Origin of the sequence: Aeromonas sp. ANP5, from assembly GCF_963870295.1 — a bacterium.
GTDB lineage: Bacteria > Pseudomonadota > Gammaproteobacteria > Enterobacterales > Aeromonadaceae > Aeromonas > Aeromonas veronii.
In genome coordinates this window covers 67,943-84,811 of the sequence record NZ_CAWMRY010000019.1, presented here as the reverse complement: position 1 = coordinate 84,811, position 16,869 = coordinate 67,943, and the positions used below count along the sequence as shown (strand labels likewise).

The 16,869-nt window shown below is 60.3% G+C and carries 12 protein-coding genes; 7 read left to right on the top strand and 5 right to left on the bottom strand.

The window, feature by feature from the left end:
- Positions 1-835: adenosine deaminase (gene add, locus AACT07_RS12405; protein ID WP_069528022.1), on the top strand; the 835-nt coding region annotated here is incomplete at its 5' end.
- A 113-nt stretch (positions 836-948) separates the two neighbouring features.
- Here add and AACT07_RS12400 read toward each other — a convergent pair.
- The 4 genes from AACT07_RS12400 to AACT07_RS12385 form a co-directional block, all read right to left on the bottom strand.
- A complete protein-coding gene (locus AACT07_RS12400; protein ID WP_069528017.1) occupies positions 949-1,935 on the bottom strand; it encodes a zinc-binding dehydrogenase in 987 nt (328 codons plus the stop codon).
- A 146-nt stretch (positions 1,936-2,081) separates the two neighbouring features.
- Positions 2,082-3,203: an alkene reductase gene (locus AACT07_RS12395; RefSeq protein WP_069528016.1), complete on the bottom strand. Its 1,122-nt coding sequence runs from the start codon at positions 3,201-3,203 to the stop codon at positions 2,082-2,084.
- 196 nt (positions 3,204-3,399) lie between these two features.
- Positions 3,400-4,935 carry a TerC family protein gene (locus AACT07_RS12390; protein WP_069528014.1) on the bottom strand — a complete coding sequence of 512 codons (1,536 nt, stop codon included), beginning with the start codon at positions 4,933-4,935 and terminating at the stop codon, positions 3,400-3,402.
- A gap of 299 nt (positions 4,936-5,234) precedes the next feature.
- Positions 5,235-6,161, bottom strand: coding sequence for a cation diffusion facilitator family transporter (locus AACT07_RS12385; protein ID WP_005361338.1), 927 nt, complete (start codon positions 6,159-6,161; stop codon positions 5,235-5,237).
- A 167-nt stretch (positions 6,162-6,328) separates the two neighbouring features.
- Between AACT07_RS12385 and ydiJ the strand changes: the two genes are divergently transcribed.
- From ydiJ to AACT07_RS12355, 6 genes are all read left to right on the top strand, one after another.
- On the top strand, positions 6,329-9,400 hold the full coding sequence (gene ydiJ / locus AACT07_RS12380; RefSeq protein WP_069528012.1) for a D-2-hydroxyglutarate dehydrogenase YdiJ: 3,072 nt from the start codon (positions 6,329-6,331) through the stop codon (positions 9,398-9,400).
- Positions 9,400-9,888 (top strand): hypothetical protein, encoded by a 489-nt coding sequence (locus AACT07_RS12375; RefSeq protein WP_042080465.1) that lies wholly within the window; start codon positions 9,400-9,402, stop codon positions 9,886-9,888. The genes ydiJ and AACT07_RS12375 overlap by 1 nt, the downstream gene beginning before the upstream one ends.
- A 168-nt stretch (positions 9,889-10,056) precedes the next feature.
- On the top strand, positions 10,057-10,518 hold the full coding sequence (locus AACT07_RS12370; RefSeq protein WP_069528010.1) for a hotdog fold thioesterase: 462 nt from the start codon (positions 10,057-10,059) through the stop codon (positions 10,516-10,518).
- A 180-nt stretch (positions 10,519-10,698) separates the two neighbouring features.
- Positions 10,699-12,600: a DEAD/DEAH box helicase gene (locus AACT07_RS12365; protein WP_005337260.1), complete on the top strand. Its 1,902-nt coding sequence runs from the start codon at positions 10,699-10,701 to the stop codon at positions 12,598-12,600.
- Positions 12,601-12,932: 332 nt separating this feature from the next.
- Positions 12,933-13,415 (top strand): molybdopterin-dependent oxidoreductase, encoded by a 483-nt coding sequence (locus tag AACT07_RS12360; protein ID WP_069528009.1) that lies wholly within the window; start codon positions 12,933-12,935, stop codon positions 13,413-13,415.
- Position 13,416: 1 nt separating this feature from the next.
- On the top strand, positions 13,417-15,333 hold the full coding sequence (locus AACT07_RS12355; protein WP_069528007.1) for a putative bifunctional diguanylate cyclase/phosphodiesterase: 1,917 nt from the start codon (positions 13,417-13,419) through the stop codon (positions 15,331-15,333).
- Here AACT07_RS12355 and AACT07_RS12350 read toward each other — a convergent pair.
- Positions 15,330-16,868, bottom strand: a complete 1,539-nt coding sequence (locus tag AACT07_RS12350) for an HD domain-containing phosphohydrolase (protein ID WP_069528005.1) — start codon at positions 16,866-16,868, stop codon at positions 15,330-15,332. The genes AACT07_RS12355 and AACT07_RS12350 overlap by 4 nt on opposite strands.
- Between the last annotated feature and the right edge of the window lies 1 nt (position 16,869).

Sequence of the window (16,869 nt, the reverse complement as noted above, 5' to 3'; positions counted from 1 at the left end):
TTTAGTTGACCACTACATGGTGACCGAGCAGGATTTCTTCGACCTCACCTGGGCCTATCTTGAGCGTTGCGCTGCCGACAAGGTGGTGCATGTGGAGATCTTCTTCGACCCGCAGACCCACACTGCCCGCGGTATCCCCTTTGCTACCGTGCTCGGCGGTATCGAGCGGGCGCTGCAGCGCGGGAAGCAGGAGTTTGGCATCAGCTGGCGCCTTATCATGAGCTTTTTGCGCCACCTCAGCGAAGAGGATGCCTTTGCGACGTTGGCAGAGGCTATGCCCTTCCTGTCGCGCATTCACGGCATCGGCCTCGACTCGGGTGAAAAGGGCAACCCACCGACCAAGTTTGCCCGGGTCTTTGCCAAATGCCGCGAGCTGGGGCTGCCGGTAGTGGCCCACGCCGGTGAAGAGGGGCCTGCCGACTACATCTGGCAGGCGATCAACGAGCTGCAGGTGCGGCGTATCGATCACGGGGTGCGCTCGGCAGACGATCCCGAGCTGCTGCGCTATCTGGCCGATACCCGGCTGCCGCTCACCGTCTGCCCCCTCTCCAACACCCGGCTCAAGGTGTTCGGCAATATGGCCCAGCACAATGTGTTGCGGCTGCTGGAGCAGGGGCTCTGCGTCACCATCAACTCGGACGACCCCGCCTACTTTGGCGGCTATATGAATGCCAACTTTGCGGCGCTGGCCGATGGCCTTGGCGCGACCATGAGCCAGCTCTGCCGCTTGTCGCTCAATGCGGTGGAGACGAGCTGGCTCTCTCTGGCCGACAAGGCGAGGCTGACCCGGGAGATCCGCAGTTATGCCGCGACTCACGGCGTGATCTTGCATTGAGTCAGGCGATAATGAAGTCGAGATAACATGCAGTAGATATAAAGAGAGGCCCGCCATCACTGGCGGGCCTCTTTTGTTTCAATGGTCGGTGTGGTTATCAGGGAAAGTCAGCGTTAAGCCACTCGCACCAGAAACTTCTCGCCCTGTCCTTCGCGCTTGAAGCGCTCGAGCAGGGTTGGCAGTGCCTCAAAGTCGCCGACCACCAGCGGCGGCAGGGTCAGCTCGCCGCTCGCCATCTGCTCCATCATGGCGACACCGGCGGCCACCAGCCGACTCCACTGCTTGTCGGTGCCAAAGGCGTGCTGGGCGCCCAGCGCAATCTCGTGCAATGAGTGGCAGTGGGCAAAGGCAGGTAGCGGATTGTGCGGGATGCGCCCGAGCACAGTCACCATGTGACCGTAGTAGCCCAGCGCGGGAAGCAGGCTCTCTGCCTGCTGGCTGGAGACCAGATCGATGATCCCCTCGAATGGCTCGTTGCCGTTGGCGGCCTGTAAGGTGGCCAGCCAGTCGGGATCCCGGTAATCGGCCACCCCCTGCACACCTATCTGTTTGAGCCAGTGATGGTGGCGTGGGTTGGCACTGGCAAAGACTCGCGCTCCTTGCTGGAGGGCGAGCTGCACCGCAAAGCGGCCGACACTGCTGCCAGCACCGGTGATGAGCAGCGCTTCCCCGTGCAGGCGCGGCAGCTTGGCCAGCGCCTGCCACGCGGTGAGGCCGGGACAGGGCAGGGCGGCGGCCGCCTCATCGCTCAGGGCATCGGGCACCGGCAGCAGGGCGCGGGCCGGTACTCTAGTGTGGCGGGCAAAGCTGCCGTGGTGGCGCAGGTCGGTGTGATAGGCGACCCGGGCGCCGAGACGCAGATGGCTGACGTTGGCGCCGAGGGCCACGATAGTGCCCATGCCATCGACGCCGGGCACCTGACCATCCTGCCAGTTGGAGTGGCCATATTCGATCAGCTTCCAGTCCACCGGATTGAAGGCGATGACCAGGTTTGCCACCAGCACCTCGTCAGGGGCGAGCGGTGCCAGGGGCAGATCGGCGAGGGTAAGCTGGGTCGGTTCACCGGGGGCATGCCAGCACCAGGCTTGGGTGTGATTCATGATGACTCCTTGTGAAAGCGAGGGGAGAGAACAACGAGGTCATTGCAACAGCAATACAGAGAAACTGCCACTGCGTCGAATGGGCAACAATATGGCAGGCCCCAACCTGTGGGGCCTGCGTTACGTAGCCGGTTGGCCATCGACAATCAGCGGCTGGCGGTTGCGTCATCGGCCTGATAGACGGGGTAATCGGTCAGCCCCTTCTCGCCGCCGCCGAACAGGGTGGCCGGATCGTGGGGGGCCAGCGGATAGCCGTGGCGCAGCCGGTTCGGCAGATCCGGGTTGGCAACGAAGGGGCGGCCAAAGCCAATCATGTCGGCCCAGCCCGCTTCTAGGGCGGCGCGTGCCCGCTTGCCATCATATTTGCCGGCGTAGATCAGGGTGTTGGGGAAGGCATCCCGCAGACCCTGCTTGAAGTTCTCCGGCATCAGGGGGGCATCGTCCCAGTCCGCCTCGGCAATGTGCAGGTAGACCACGTTGAGCTGGCCCAGCAGACGGGCGGCCGCCAGATAGGTTTCCTGCGGGTTGGCATCCACGGTGCCGTTGAGGGTGGTGAGCGGCGCAAGACGCACCCCGACACGTTCGGCCCCGATTTCGCTACTGACCGCCTCGGTCACCTCTTTGAGAAAGCGCAGCCGGTTTTCCAGCGATCCGCCATAACTGTCGGTGCGGGCGTTGGATTCGGAGTCGAGGAACTGGTTGATCAGATAACCGTTGGCGGCGTGCAGCTCGATGCCGTCAAAACCGGCGCTGATGGCGTTGCGAGCCGCTTGGCGGAACTGGCCCACCACCGCATCGATATCGGCCTGGGTCATGGCGCGCGGGGTGACGGTCTCGACAAAGCCCGGCGCATCGCTGCCGTTATCGACGAACACCTTGACGCCCACTGCGGGCAGGGCTGAAGCGGAGATGGGCTGGGCGCCGCCGATGTTGTCGGGATGGGTGACCCGGCCCACGTGCCAGAGCTGGGCGAAGATGGTGCCCCCCTTGGCATGCACGGCATCGGTCACCCCTTTCCAGCCAGCGACCTGCTCGGCGCTGTAGATGCCCGGCGTCCAGGCATAGCCCTTGCCTATGGGGTCGATTTGGGTGCCTTCGCTGATGATCAGGCCCGCCTCGGCGCGCTGGGCGTAGTAGCTGGCCATCATGGCGTTGGCCACATCACCGGGCTGACTGGCACGGGAGCGGGTCATGGGGGGCATGACGATGCGGTTGGCAAGGTGCAGCTGGCCGAGGCGCAGCGGGCAGAACAGGTGATCGTGGCTCATCTTGAGTTCCTCATGGTGGAAGTGAGGCCACTTTATGCCGCCATCTTGTTGTGAAAAAGAGGGGTAATTGCACAAGAGAATTGTGCTTGATGCAGCAATCAGCACAAACCGCCGGGAAAGGAGGTGTTGAGGCATAAAGTTGAAGCATAAAAAAGAGGGCCGTCTGGCCCTCTTCTGTATTCTGCTGGTGGCAGGCTCAAGCCGTGGTGGGCATCACTTTCACCCGCTCGATGCGCCGCTCGCTCACCTCGATCACCTCGAAGTTGAGCTGCTGCAGTTGCAACTGCTGGCCCGGGGTGGGCAGAGTGCCGAAGTGGGAGAGCAGCATGCCCGCCAGGGTCACGTATTCATCGCTCTCGCTCACCAGTCCCTCGTGCTCCAGCACCTGCTCCACATGGTGGATGTTGGTGCTGCCGTTGATCAGCCACCCTTCGCCATCGCGCACGATATCCGGGGTTTCGTCCTCATCCGGCAGCTCGCCGACGATGGCCTCCAGCAGATCGTGGGTGGTGACCAGCCCCTGGATCACGCCAAACTCGTCGGAGACCAGAATGAGGCTCCCCTTGGCTTTGCGCAGCTCCGCCAGCAGGCGGATCACGTTGATGGTCTGCGGCACGATGATGGGATCGTTCTGCTTGGCCAGTTCGCTCAAAGATTGCCCTTCGTTCAAGGCAAACAGCAGATCGCGCGCCTTGACCACTCCGATCACCTCGTCCAGATCCCCGTCACAGATGGGGAACAGGCTGTGGGGTTCGCGCTGCAGCAGGGCGCGGATCTCGTCGCTGGAGTCGTTGATATCAATCCAGGCCATCTCCGAGCGCGGGGTCATGATGGTGCGAATGGAGCGCTCGGCCAGCGACAGTACCCCGGTCACCATATAGCGCTCCTCCTCGCCAAAGCTCACCGGCGCTACGGCTGGGGCATCCAGATCGTCATCCGGCTGATCCTGATAGGCCTTGCTGCCCATCAGCTTGAAGATGGCGGCGGTGGTGCGCTCGCGCAGGGGCTGTTTGGATTCGTGACGCATGGCGCTGCGCTGGGCCAGCTGGTTGAAAAACTCGATCAGCACCGAGAAGCCGATGGCCGCGTAGAGGTAGCCCTTCGGAATGTGGAAACCGAACCCTTCCGCTACCAAGCTGAAGCCGATCATCAGCAGGAAACTCAGACAGAGCACCACCACGGTCGGGTGGGCGTTGACGAAGCGTGTCAGCGGCTTGGAGGCGAGCACCATCACCACCATGGCGATGGTCACGGCGGCCATCATCACGCCCAGGTGTTCCACCATGCCGACGGCTGTGATGATGGAGTCCAGCGAGAAGACCGCATCGAGCACCAGAATTTGGGCGATCACCACGCCGAAGCTGGCGTAGGCGCCGACCGGGCCATCATCCTGAGGCTTGGCCTCCAGCCGTTCGTGCAGCTCGGAGGTGGCCTTGAACAGCAGGAACAGGCCGCCGCCCATCAGGATCAGGTCCCGACCGGAGAAGGGGTGATCCCACAGGTGCAAAATCGGGGTGGTCAGGGTGACCAGCCATGACATGACACTCAAGAGCCCAAGTCGCATCAGCAGGGCCAGCGACAGGCCGATGACGCGGGCCTTGTCCCGTTGGGCGGGGGGCAGTTTTTTTACCAGAATGGCGATAAAGACCAGGTTGTCGATCCCCAGCACGATTTCCAGAATGATCAGGGTAAACAGACCGATCCAGATATGGGGATCCAGCAGCAATTCCATTGTATGACCTCAATAAAAACAGACAGAGCAGAGAGTGATCACGGCGCAAGATGGCCGCAGTAACAGCAAGGCAAAGGTGTTATTCAGAGGCGCTGATTAAGCAGAAAAAGATAGGCTTTAACAGAGAGAGACGAAGGGCAACTTCGGGGATTGTCCATGATGGGCAATAAAACCTCGGGTGAAAAATGAGCCCTGATGATAGCGGCTGGCGCCAATTTGGCAAGCGCAGTGTCAGCGGGGCGTGATGGGGTTGTGATGCAACAGGGGAGGCGGCCGTGCCGCGCTCCCCCGTGCGGTCGTTACAACCAGCGCTTTTCGCGGGTGAAACAGACCGACAGCCAGGCATCCCCCAGGGTGTCGCCAAGGCGAGACCAGAGCTCCTGACGCAGGGCATCCTGACGTTCGACGGGCCACTCCTGACCCGGCGCCACCAGAATGTTCAATTCCAGATCGAAGCGACGACCGCTTTTGGCGAGGTGGCTGTAGCACTCGATGCCGTGGCGCTGGCGCAGCGCCTCGATCTCCTGCTCTACTTGCCGTGGCACATCTCCCTTGGGGGCGATCTTCAACACTTCCCGCAGGTTGCGACCGAGCACCTTGATGGGAATGAGGGTGGCGCAGAGGGCCAGCAGCGAGACCAGCACCGGGTCTATGTAGCGGTTGTATTGGCCGTAGCCAATGGCATCGAGGCCGATGGCGACCACGAAACCGATAAGCAGGGTGGCGCTGAGCAGGGTATCCACCAGCCACTCCTTGGAGTCGACCCGCACCAGCTCGGAGTCTACCTGCTCGGCGACCTGGGCTTCGATGCGATAGATGATGGCGCAGAAGAAGGTGGAGACGGCGGCATAGATGAGGGCGTGGCCGAGATCGATCTCCCGTCCGCCATCCAGCAGGGTGGTGATGCCGCTATAGAGAGCGCCAAGGCAGAGCAGCAGAATAATGGTGCCATTGATGACGTTGGTGATGGGCTCGAAGTGGGCGTAGCCGTACTGGAAGCGCGCATCGGAAGGGCGGGTAACGAGATAGGCGGTAACAAGACCGAGGCCCGTCATGCCCATGCTGAACAGGGTGAAGATACCATCGAGCATGATGGCGTTGGAGCCAACGAACAGGCCGTAGCCGATGCCGAAGATGGCAAAGGTGATACAACCGAACAGCGACAGGGTAAGCGCCTGTTTTTCGGTGGTGACCAGCGTACTGATAACATGGCTGTGGTGAGCCATAAAAGTCCTCCTTTCAAATGGTGAATATTGCCAAGCGCAAGCGGTTTTCTAGCTGATATACTGCCCGCTCACATGTGAGCGGACTGGCCTGACTGCCATTGACAGGCGGCTGGCCAGTCGTTGTCGCCGGCGTGCCGGCATCAAGCAAAGGATGGGAACAAGGATTCATGATCCCGAGACTCGATTACCAGGACAGTTTGTCACCCGCAACCCTGCAGTTTCTTGAGTTGCTAGAGCGCAGCGCATTTCGTGGTGATATCGAAAAGTCTTATGCAAGCCGGTTGGCGATGGCGACGGATAACAGCGTCTATCAGGTAGTACCTCAGGCGGTTCTCTATCCGCGCAGTGCGGACGACATAGCAGCAATGCTCAAGCTGGCCGCAGAGCCGGCGTTCGCCTCCCTGAGTTTTTTCCCTCGCGGTGGCGGTACCGGCACCAATGGTCAGTCATTGGGCGGCGGCATTATCGTCGATCTCTCCCGTTATATGAACCAGATCATGGAAATTAATCTGGATGAGGGGTGGGTGCGCGCCCAGGCCGGTGTGGTGAAAGACCAGCTCAACGCCTATCTCAAGCCCCACGGCTACTTCTTCTCGCCGGATCTCTCCACCTCCAACCGCGCCACCTTAGGGGGCATGATAAACACAGATGCCTCGGGGCAGGGCTCGCTGGTCTACGGCAAAACCTCGGATCACGTGCTGGGTCTCAAGGCGGTGCTGGAGAATGGCGATATCATGGCGACCGAGCCGGTCAATGGCTCCCGTCTTGAAGACAAGCTGGCGCTGGAGAATCGGGAAGGGGAGATCTATCGCACCCTCTATCGTATCGGCAAGGAGCGGCGAGCCGACATCGAGGCGACCTTCCCCAAGCTCAACCGCTTTTTGACCGGTTACGATCTCAAGCACCTCTATCAACCGGAAACCGACACGCTGGATGTCAGTCGGGTGCTGTGCGGATCTGAAGGGTCTCTCGGCTTTATCACCGAAGCCAAACTCAATATCACCCCCATCTCGCGCTACCGCACCTTGGTCAACGTCAAGTACGACAGCTTCCCCTCCGCCCTGCGCAACGCCCCCTTTATGGTTGAGGCCGAGGCGCTGTCGGTAGAGACGGTGGACTCCCGGGTGCTCGGGCTGGCCCGCGCCGACATCATCTGGCATTCGGTGAAAGAACTTATTCAGGATGTGCCCGGCAAGGATCTGCAAGGGCTCAACATTGTCGAGTTTGCCGACACCGACGAGGCGGAACACAAGGCCAAGGTGGCGGAGCTCTGCCGCCGTATCGACGCGCTGCTGGCCAAGGGCGAGGCGGGGATCATCGGCTATCAGGTGTGTGACCACCTGCCGAGCATCGAAACCATCTACACCATGCGCAAAAAGTCGGTGGGGCTGCTTGGCAACACCGAAGGGCGCAAGAAGCCGGTGGCGTTCACTGAAGACACCGCCGTGCCGCCAGAGTCACTGGCCGATTTCATCATGGAGTTTCGTGCCCTGCTGGATGCCCACGGCCTCGACTACGGCATGTTTGGCCACGTTGATGCCGGTGTGCTGCATGTGCGTCCGGCGCTGGATTTGTGCGATCCCGAGCAGGAGGTGCTGCTGCGGCGTATCTCCGATCAGGTGGTGGCGCTCACCGCCAAATATGGCGGCCTGATGTGGGGGGAGCACGGCAAGGGCTTTCGCTCCGAATACAGCCCCGCCTTCTTTGGCGAGCTGTGGGAAGAGCTGCAGCGGGTCAAGGGGGCGTTCGACCCGGCCAACCGCATCAACCCGGGCAAGATCTGTATCCCCTACGGTAGCGGCGCCGAGCTGGTGTCGGTGGATGGCCCCAAGCGTGGCAAGTATGACCGCCAGATCCCGCTCGCCGTGCGCACCAGCTACACCCGCGCCATGGATTGCAACGGCAACGGTCTGTGCTTCACCTTCGAGACCGACTCCCCCATGTGCCCCTCGGTCAAGATCAGCCGTGATCGCCGCCACTCCCCCAAAGGGCGGGCGGGTCTGATGCGTGAATGGTTGCGTCAGCTGGCGGAGCAGGGCTTCGATCCGCTAGCGGAAGAGGTGGCGCTGCAATCCGGTGGCGTACGCTTCAAACAGCTGGTGGACAAGGTGCGCAACAGCTGGGCCAAACAGCGCGGCGAGTATGACTTCTCCCACGAGGTGATGGAAGCGATGTCAGGCTGTCTGGCCTGCAAGGCGTGCACCAGCCAGTGCCCGATCAAGGTGGATGTGCCCGATTTTCGCGCCCGCTTTATGCAGCTCTACCACGGCCGCTACCTGCGCGCTCCCAAGGATTACTTCGTCGGCACGGTGGAGAGCTATGCGCCGCTGCTTGCCAAGGCGCCGAAGCTGGTCAACTTCTTCCTCGAAAAAGAGTGGGCCCAGAAGGCGACCGAGAAGAGCATCGGCATGGTCGATGTGCCGCTGCTCTCGGTGCCGACCCTGGCCGAGAGTCTGCACGACAACCGCGCCCGCTATTTTGATCTGCCGGGTCTGGAGCGGATGAGCGCCGAGCAGCGCAAGCAGGTGGTGCTGATCGTGCAGGACCCCTTCACCAGTTATTACGACGCCCCCGTGGTGCGCGACCTGGTGAAACTCGCCAGCAAGCTCGGCTTCCAGCCCTACTTGCTGCCCTTTAAACCCAACGGTAAACCCCAGCATATCAAGGGATTCCTGCGTGCCTTTGCCCGCACCGCGGCGAGCAGCGCCCAGTTCCTCAACAAGGTAGCGGCGCTTGGCATTCCCATGGTGGGGGTGGATCCGGCCATGGTGCTCTGCTATCGCGACGAGTATGCCAAGGCGCTGGGGTCGGCTCGCGGTGATTTTCAGGTGTTGTTGCCGCAGGAGTGGCTGCTCTCGCTGCCGGTAGATCAGTTGCCTGCTCGAACCGACAAGACCAAGAGCGAGGAGGGGAGCGAGCCCTGGTATCTGTTTGCCCACTGCACCGAGAAGACCGCCAAGCCCTCCACTCACGGTGACTGGAGCACCCTGTTTGGCCGCTTCGGGGCCAGCTTGCAGCCTGTCTCTGTGGGTTGTTGCGGTATGGCGGGCACCTATGGTCACGACGTCAAACAGGTGGAGAACTCCAAGGGCATTTATGGGTTGAGCTGGGCTGACCCGCTAGCCCGTCTACCCAAAGCGCGCTGTCTGGCGACCGGCTATTCGTGCCGCAGTCAGGTCAAGCGGATGGAGGGGGAAAAGCTCAAACATCCATTGCAAGCCCTGCTGGAGCTGCTCTGATGCTGACGTTTCCCAAGCGGTTTCGGGTGCCGAAGGCCTATCGGCACCCGCGTTTCTTGCTGTTACCCGCCACCCCCGCTCAGGCGGTGGTGGAGTTTGTCGCCATGTTGCGCGAGCGCGAGCAGCTGCATCAGCTGTTTCGCCCGAACGATCTCTGGCCCTCGGCCAACTTCAGCCTGAGCCAGCACGAAGGGGATCTGGAGTGGCAGCAGTCGGAGTTTCTGGCCAAGCGCTCCTTTGCCTATGGCCTCTGGAGCCCGGATCGGGAGCCGCAATTTTGGGGCGGGGTTTATCTCTACCCCTCGGTGCTGCCTGAGGTCGCGGTGGAGCTCTTCTTCTGGAAGGTGGCCGAGGCGCCCATCACGGATGAGGAGCTGGAGATTCAGCTGCGCGAGTGGCTCGCCAGGGTGTGGCAGTGGCCAGACCCCCGCTTGCCGGGGCGAGATGTGCCTTGGTCCGAGTGGCCCGGCGTTACCTATCCCTGGTGACATCCCGCTTAAGGGCATGATTGTGTAACACGCAGCTCCGGGTCGGGGCTGCGTTGTTACCACGTTACCTGGTAACCAACAACTCATATAACAGAACCATTTTGCCGATGGAGGGCGTTTCACTCATATCGGTACGCATTCATCGCTAACATAAGGAGTCTGCTCGCAATGAGTCACGATATTGCGCCCATCTGGCGTAAACCCATGAGCCTGGAGGGGCTCAACGCCACCTCTCGCAACACCCTGATGGCCCACCTCGATATCATCTATACCGCTTTTGGCCCAGACTGGTTGGAGGCCACTATGCCAGTGGATCACCGCACCCACCAGCCTCTTGGCATGCTCCATGGCGGCGCGTCAGTGGTGCTGGCGGAGACGCTTGGGTCGCTGGCGGCCAATATGGCGGTCGGGCCAGATAGCTACTGTGTGGGGTTGGAGGTGAATGCCAACCATCTGCGGGCCAAACGGGAAGGGGTGGTGACCGGGCGTTGTCAACCGCTCCATCTGGGAGCAACAACCCAGGTGTGGCAGATTGAAATTCGGGACGAACGTGAGCGTTTATTGTGCACCAGCCGACTGACCATGGCGGTGCTCAAACACAAGCGGGGCAAGGACTCCAGCGAGGAGTGATCTGCAATAACGCACTATGAGTGCAAAATAAGCAAGCCATACTCGTCAGATCCCTCTATAATTGCCAACGTCTTGAGAGGCTTATCACATTTTTCAAGACAGCAGAACAAAGTGGCGCTATAATCGCCGCCTTTTTGCTATTCCGCGGTGTTAGCCGCCTGCCTTAATCTGGAAGAATCTATGTCTGATACCGAACAACTGCCCCTTTTTAGTGAGCTTGGACTGGCCGCGCCTGTATTGAAAGCGCTGCAGGACGTGGGCTATGAGCGCCCGTCACCGATCCAGGCCGCAGCAATTCCCCACCTGATGGCGGGACACGATCTGCTGGGGCAGGCGCAAACCGGTACAGGGAAGACCGCTGCTTTTGCCTTGCCTCTGTTGTCTCGTCTGGAAGCTGGTAACCGCAACACCCAGATCCTGGTGCTGGCGCCTACCCGCGAACTGGCGCTGCAAGTGGCTGAAGCGTGCCAACGCTACGCCCACCACATGCCTGATTTCCACGTACTGCCGATCTACGGTGGTGCCTCCTACGAAACCCAGACCCGCGCCCTGCGTCGCGGTGCCCAGGTTGTCGTCGGTACTCCGGGCCGCGTGATGGACCTGATCCGTCGCAAGAACCTGGACCTCTCCGGCCTGAAAGCACTGGTACTGGACGAAGCTGATGAAATGCTGCGTATGGGCTTCATCGACGACGTTGACTGGATCATGGAGCAGTGCCCGAGCACTCGTCAGGTTGCCCTGTTCTCTGCCACCATGCCGGAGCAGATCCGTCGCGTGGCCCAGAAGCACCTGAAGCAGCCCAAAGAGATCAAGATCGCCTCCAAGACTGCTACCGCTACCACTATTCGCCAGCGCTACTGGCAGGTAACCGGTCTGCACAAGCTGGACGCCATGACCCGTCTGCTGGAAGTGGAATCCTACGAAGCCCTGCTGGTGTTCGTGCGTACCAAGAACGCTGCCGAAGAGCTGGCTGGCAAGCTGGCCGCCCGTGGTCACGCCTGTGAAGCGCTGCACGGCGACATCCCGCAGAAACTGCGTGAGCGTACCGTCGACAAACTGCGTCAAGGCCAGCTGGATATCCTGATCGCCACCGACGTTGTCGCCCGTGGTCTGGACGTTGAGCGCATCACTCACGTAGTGAACTACGACATTCCGTACGACACCGAATCTTACGTTCACCGTATCGGTCGTACCGGTCGTGCTGGTCGTAAAGGCGAAGCCATCCTGTTCGTCGCTCCGCGCGAGCGTCGTATGCTGCGCGCCATCGAGCACGCAACCCGTCAGGCCATCGAGCCGATGAAGATGCCGAGCACCGAGGACATCAACCAGCATCGTCTGGCCAAGTTCAAAGAGCGCATCCGCGAAACCATGATGGGTGAAGAGCTCGAGATCTACCACAACCTGGTAAACGAGCTGATCGAAGAGGATTCTGCCGATCCGCTGGAGCTGGCTGCCGCACTGGCCAAGCTGGTACAGGGTGACCAACCGCTGCTGCTGGATGACTCCATTCCGGATCCGCTGCTGAATGCTGGCAACGATCGTGGTGGCTTCGAGCGCCGTGACTTCAACGACCGTGGCGGTCGTGACTTCGGTGACCGTGGCGATCGTCCTGCCCGTCGCATGCCGTCCCTCGAACCGCGTCCGCTGAAAGACAACCCGGATGTGGAGATGGAGCGCTACCGCGTTGACGTGGGTGCCCATCACGGTGTCAAGCCGGGCCAGATCGTAGGCGCCATCGCCAACGAAGCGAACATCGAGAGCCGCTTCATCGGCAACATCGACATCGCTGATGACTTCTCCACCGTCGATCTGCCGAAAGGCATGACCGCCGATGTACTGGAAGTGATCAAGAAAGCCCGTGTTTGCCAGCGTCCGCTGCAAATCACCCGCTACACCGAAGTGCCGGCCGGTGGCAACACCAGCAGCCGTCCGCCCCGTGGTGATCGTCCGTTCCGTGGCGACCGTCCTTTCAACAAGGATCGCCGTCCCCAGGGTGACCGTCCGTTCAACAAGAGCGGGGAGCGCCGTGAAGGTGGCTTCAACAAAGATCGCAAATTCGGTGGCAAGCGTCGCGAAAGCTGATTGCTGATCCCGTTATGAAGAAGGCCGCTCATTGAGCGGCCTTTTTTGTATCTGCGATAGGGACTGCACCGTCAGTTTGCCTGTGTGGGGGTCATATTTCTGTTCCATAACCCAGGTCGAGAGCCAAAGGGACATGAATATTTTCCGATGCAGTTGTGACATTCGGAGCCTGGATGCCATGCTTTTGGTGGCATTCGGGTACAGCCTGATGCTGGTTGCCTGATGTGGTGAGCTGGTTGCAGCAACATTGTTTTGCATTGTGACTCTGCCGTTGCTATGTAGCTGGGCAGAGTGAAACCAATAAAACAAACAGTACGATACGGAGGTCTATCATGGGTGGATGGCTTGGCAGGATGCTGCTGTTATCCGGCTGTCTCGTTTCTGGCATGGTGTTGGCTGATGATCCCTTCCTCAAGCTCAAGGGGGATGGCTGTTGCAATGGTAAAGGGGAGGTCGTGTTGACCCGGGCCGAGTTTGAGGCCTTGCCTCAGACAGAGGTCAAGACCCAGACCCCGTGGACCGAGGGGGAGCACACCTATCGTGGCGTGCTGCTGCGAGATCTGGTCAAGATGTATGGTCTCAAGAGTGAGGAGGTCAAGGCGGTCGCCATCAATGACTACTGGGCGGCGGTGCCGCTGGAAGACGGGGATAAATATGCGGTATTGCTGGCCGAGAAGCAGGATGGCAAGGTGTTGACCCTGCGCAACAAAGGGCCTCTCTGGATCATCTATCCCCTCTCTGATCACCCGGAGCTGAACAAGGAGCTCTATCACAGCCGGATGGTGTGGCAACTGACGGCGATTGAGAGCAAATAAGATGCTGCGCGGCAAGTTTCTGAGCTTGATCCTGATGGTGACTGCCTTTTTGGGGGTCGCCATCTGGTCGGTCTGGAACTATGACCGTGCATTCAATGCCGTGACTCGCTATACCCAGCTCTCCGCCTGGGCGTTGGCGCAGCTGGAGCTGGAAATCCGTGGTTTTGATGAGGCGCTCTCTCTCTATCGCACCGGTTCGACCAGTCAGAAAGAGATGAACAAGCGCTTTGATATTGCCTGGAACCGCCTTGATGTCTTCCTGCACGGTGAAGAGGCAAAGCAGGTTCGAGCTCGCTTTGGTGCTGAACAAGCGGTAGGGAAGATCATGGCCCTGTTCGAGAAGTATGAGCAGGCCGTGATCAGTGGAGAGCGAGATTCGAAAGAACTTGCTCGTTTCGCCGAGGAGTTGGCTCGGGATCTGGCTGCCATCCGCGATGTGATGGTGAAAAATTTCACCGGTCCATCCGCTATTGCCCAGCGGGAGGTACTTAACTCGTCGCGTATCCAGAACTTCTTCATTCTGGCTTTCTTGATGTTGGCGACCGTGGTGATGCTGCTGATGCTGTTTCGCGAAGTGCGCCACCAGCACTTTCTTGCGTGGAATGATGCGCTAACCCGCTTGCCGAACCGGGCCTCCCTGATCAAACACCTCAAGCAGCTGACGGGACATAAAGGGGGGCGCAGCAGCGTGACCGTCTGTCTGGTGGATCTTGGCCATTTCAGGGAGGTAAATGACAGCCTGGGCTACGAGGTGGGGGATGCATTGCTGACGCAACTGGCCGAGCGGATCCGCGCCGTATCGGTTGACGGTATCTTTGCCGCCCGCACCGGTAGCGATGAGTTTGCCATCATTATTTCCGGCGTTATGCCCACCTATTTGCGCTTTCCATTTCTGGAGCAGCTGCGTAACGAACTTGCCGGGCTCGCCTTGGCGACTGATCCCGCCCACCGGGTGCGGGTCTTTATGGGGGTCAGCCAGTACGTGCGACCGGTACACACGTCGGAGGAGATGCTGCTGTATGCCGATATCGCCCTCGACAGTGCCAAGCGCAAGCGGCTGAATCGTTACGTGGTTTTCTCCAGCAGCATGTATCAGCACTATCTGCGCAACCGCCGTTTGTCGACCGAGTTGCGCGAGCTGATCCAGCACCACAGCAATTTGCAGTTGAGCCTCTACTATCAGCCCATTGTCCGTTGTCAAGGTAGGGTGCGACTGGGGGCTGAGGTACTGATCCGCTGGAATCACCCGGAGTACGGGTTTATTCCGCCCCTCGATATCATCTCGCTGGCGGAAGATAACGGGCTGGGGGAGGCGCTCGGGTTATGGATCTTCCGGCGCTTGCAACATGATCTCGCCATTTTCCCGAGCGACTTGATTGAACCGCTGGAGATCTCGGTCAACCTCTCGAGTTCCATGTTTACTATGGGGTTGGCAGCCCAGCTGGATGAGAACATGAGAGAGGGGCCGCTAAGCCTGCAACAGCTGATCGTCGAGCTGACCGAAACGATTGCTCTGGATGATATCGAGCTGAGCAAGCAGATCATCGATACGCTGCGTCAGATTGGAGTGCGGGTGGCCCTCGATGATTTCGGTACCGGCTGGTCATCGTTCTCCTACTTGCGGGAACTCTATTTCGACAAGCTCAAGATCGACCGCTCATTTATCACGGCCATCGACAACGATACCCGTCAGGCCCTGTTCGTCGAGGCGATCACCAGCCTCTCTCATCAACTCGGTGTGCGGGTGGTGGCGGAAGGGGTGGAAAACAATGATGAGCTGAAGGCGGTGCTGAGCATAGGGGTGGATGAAATTCAGGGCTATTTCTACTCGAGGCCCTTGCCGCTGCAGGACTTTTTGTTGTTCTGCCATCGCTACTTTATCAATCGGAGCATCATGCAGGAGGTTGCGCTGGGTTAGCCGAGCGGTTGGGGGATAAAGTCTCCCCGGTCGAGGATCCGCAGACAGGCATCCACCACATCCGCATCGAGCTGATGGCCGCGCATCTGGATGATCTGCTCCCTGGCTTGGGGAATGCCGAGGGCGGCGCGATAGGGGCGATCCGAGGACATGGATTCGACGATATCGGCGACGGTGAGGATGCGGGCCTCCAGCAGGATCTCATCCCCCTTGAGTCCCAGCGGATAGCCGGAGCCATCGAGATACTCGTGGTGCTGGTGGATCATCCGGGCGATGGGCCAGGGGAAGTCGATATCCTTGAGCACCAGATAGCCGATGGCGGGGTGCTCCTTGACCAGCTCGAACTCCAGTGGCGTGAGGCGTTCCGGTTTGGTGAGAATTTCAGCCGGTACCTGGATCTTGCCGATATCGTGCACCATGGCGCCCAGATAGATCCCCCGCAGCCGCTTCTCTTCCAGCCTGAGCTCCCGGCCGATGGCTTGGGCCAGCTTGGCCACATGTTTCTGATGGCCAGCGGTATAGGGATCGCGCTGCTCCAGCACGGCGGCGATGGCACCCAGCGCATCTTCCAGTGCCAGCTCCAGCTGGCGGGCATGGAAGATCTTCTCCTGTTGCGAGCGCAGATAAGCCTGCTGGGTATGGCGCGCCTGCAGGCCATAGGTGAGGTAGTCGGTCAGCTGGATGAAGAGCTGCTCCTCCTCCTGGCTGAACAACCGTGGCTGGTCGCTGTGAATGATCAGCGCACCGGCCTGATCCTCCTGCAGTGGCAAGGGGATCAGCAGGCGGGATCGCAACGGGTGGCGGCCGGTATGGGGCCGCTCGTGGAAGATCACCTGATTGAGGCGCCGCTGGTGGAGGATGGCCTGGGTGAGGGCCTCATCGTTCAACCACAGCGTTTGTTCCGATGCATCGGCACTGCCTGCCTGCGCCACGATCCTCGGCGGTTGGGCGAGATCGGGTAGGCCTTGCAGCACTGCCACCAGCGGAAAACGGTCATCGACGGCGATGGCATCGCAGATATCCTGCAGCAGTTGCGGCTCATCGCCCGGTTTGAGCAGGGCGTGGTGGGCGCGGCTGATCGCCTGCTGGGTCCAGCTGTACTGTTGCAGTTTCTCCTGCTGCCACTTCTGCTTGGTAATGTCTTCGAAGAAGACGCCGACCCCCACGATGACCCCCGCCTCATCACGCAGGGGAAATTTGGTGGTGCTGAGCCAGCGGGCTTCTCCCCCCTTCAGATAGGGCTCTTCGATGTGCTGGTGTATCCCCTCGCGCATGACTCGGGCGTCATCCTCCCGATAGCGCTGTACCAGTTCGGGGGGAAAAAAGTCGAAGTCATTCTTGCCCACCAGTGCCTCTGGTGAGAGGGCGAGATCCGCCGCCAGCAGGCGGTTGCCCGCAATGTAGCTGAATCGGGTGTCTTTGAGCAGCACCCGATAGGGAAGCTGATCCATCACCTGGGTCAGCAACAGCGCCGAGGAGGGGAGCGCATCGGTCAGTGGGTGGGAGAGTGCACAGGAGGTGAGGAGTTCGGACATC

What these genes read in the sequence shown, in the direction of transcription:
- AACT07_RS12400 (WP_069528017.1), bottom strand. Translation starts at nt 1,935, where the DNA reads ATGAATCACACCCAAGCCTGGTGCTGGCATGCCCCCGGTGAACCGACC.
- AACT07_RS12365 (WP_005337260.1), top strand. Translation starts at nt 10,699, where the DNA reads ATGTCTGATACCGAACAACTGCCCCTTTTTAGTGAGCTTGGACTGGCC.
- AACT07_RS12360 (WP_069528009.1), top strand. Translation starts at nt 12,933, where the DNA reads ATGGGTGGATGGCTTGGCAGGATGCTGCTGTTATCCGGCTGTCTCGTT.
- AACT07_RS12350 (WP_069528005.1), bottom strand. Translation starts at nt 16,868, where the DNA reads ATGTCCGAACTCCTCACCTCCTGTGCACTCTCCCACCCACTGACCGAT.
- AACT07_RS12370 (WP_069528010.1), top strand. Translation starts at nt 10,057, where the DNA reads ATGAGTCACGATATTGCGCCCATCTGGCGTAAACCCATGAGCCTGGAG.
- AACT07_RS12375 (WP_042080465.1), top strand. Translation starts at nt 9,400, where the DNA reads ATGCTGACGTTTCCCAAGCGGTTTCGGGTGCCGAAGGCCTATCGGCAC.
- AACT07_RS12395 (WP_069528016.1), bottom strand. Translation starts at nt 3,203, where the DNA reads ATGAGCCACGATCACCTGTTCTGCCCGCTGCGCCTCGGCCAGCTGCAC.
- AACT07_RS12355 (WP_069528007.1), top strand. Translation starts at nt 13,417, where the DNA reads ATGCTGCGCGGCAAGTTTCTGAGCTTGATCCTGATGGTGACTGCCTTT.
- AACT07_RS12390 (WP_069528014.1), bottom strand. Translation starts at nt 4,935, where the DNA reads ATGGAATTGCTGCTGGATCCCCATATCTGGATCGGTCTGTTTACCCTG.
- AACT07_RS12385 (WP_005361338.1), bottom strand. Translation starts at nt 6,161, where the DNA reads ATGGCTCACCACAGCCATGTTATCAGTACGCTGGTCACCACCGAAAAA.
- ydiJ (WP_069528012.1), top strand. Translation starts at nt 6,329, where the DNA reads ATGATCCCGAGACTCGATTACCAGGACAGTTTGTCACCCGCAACCCTG.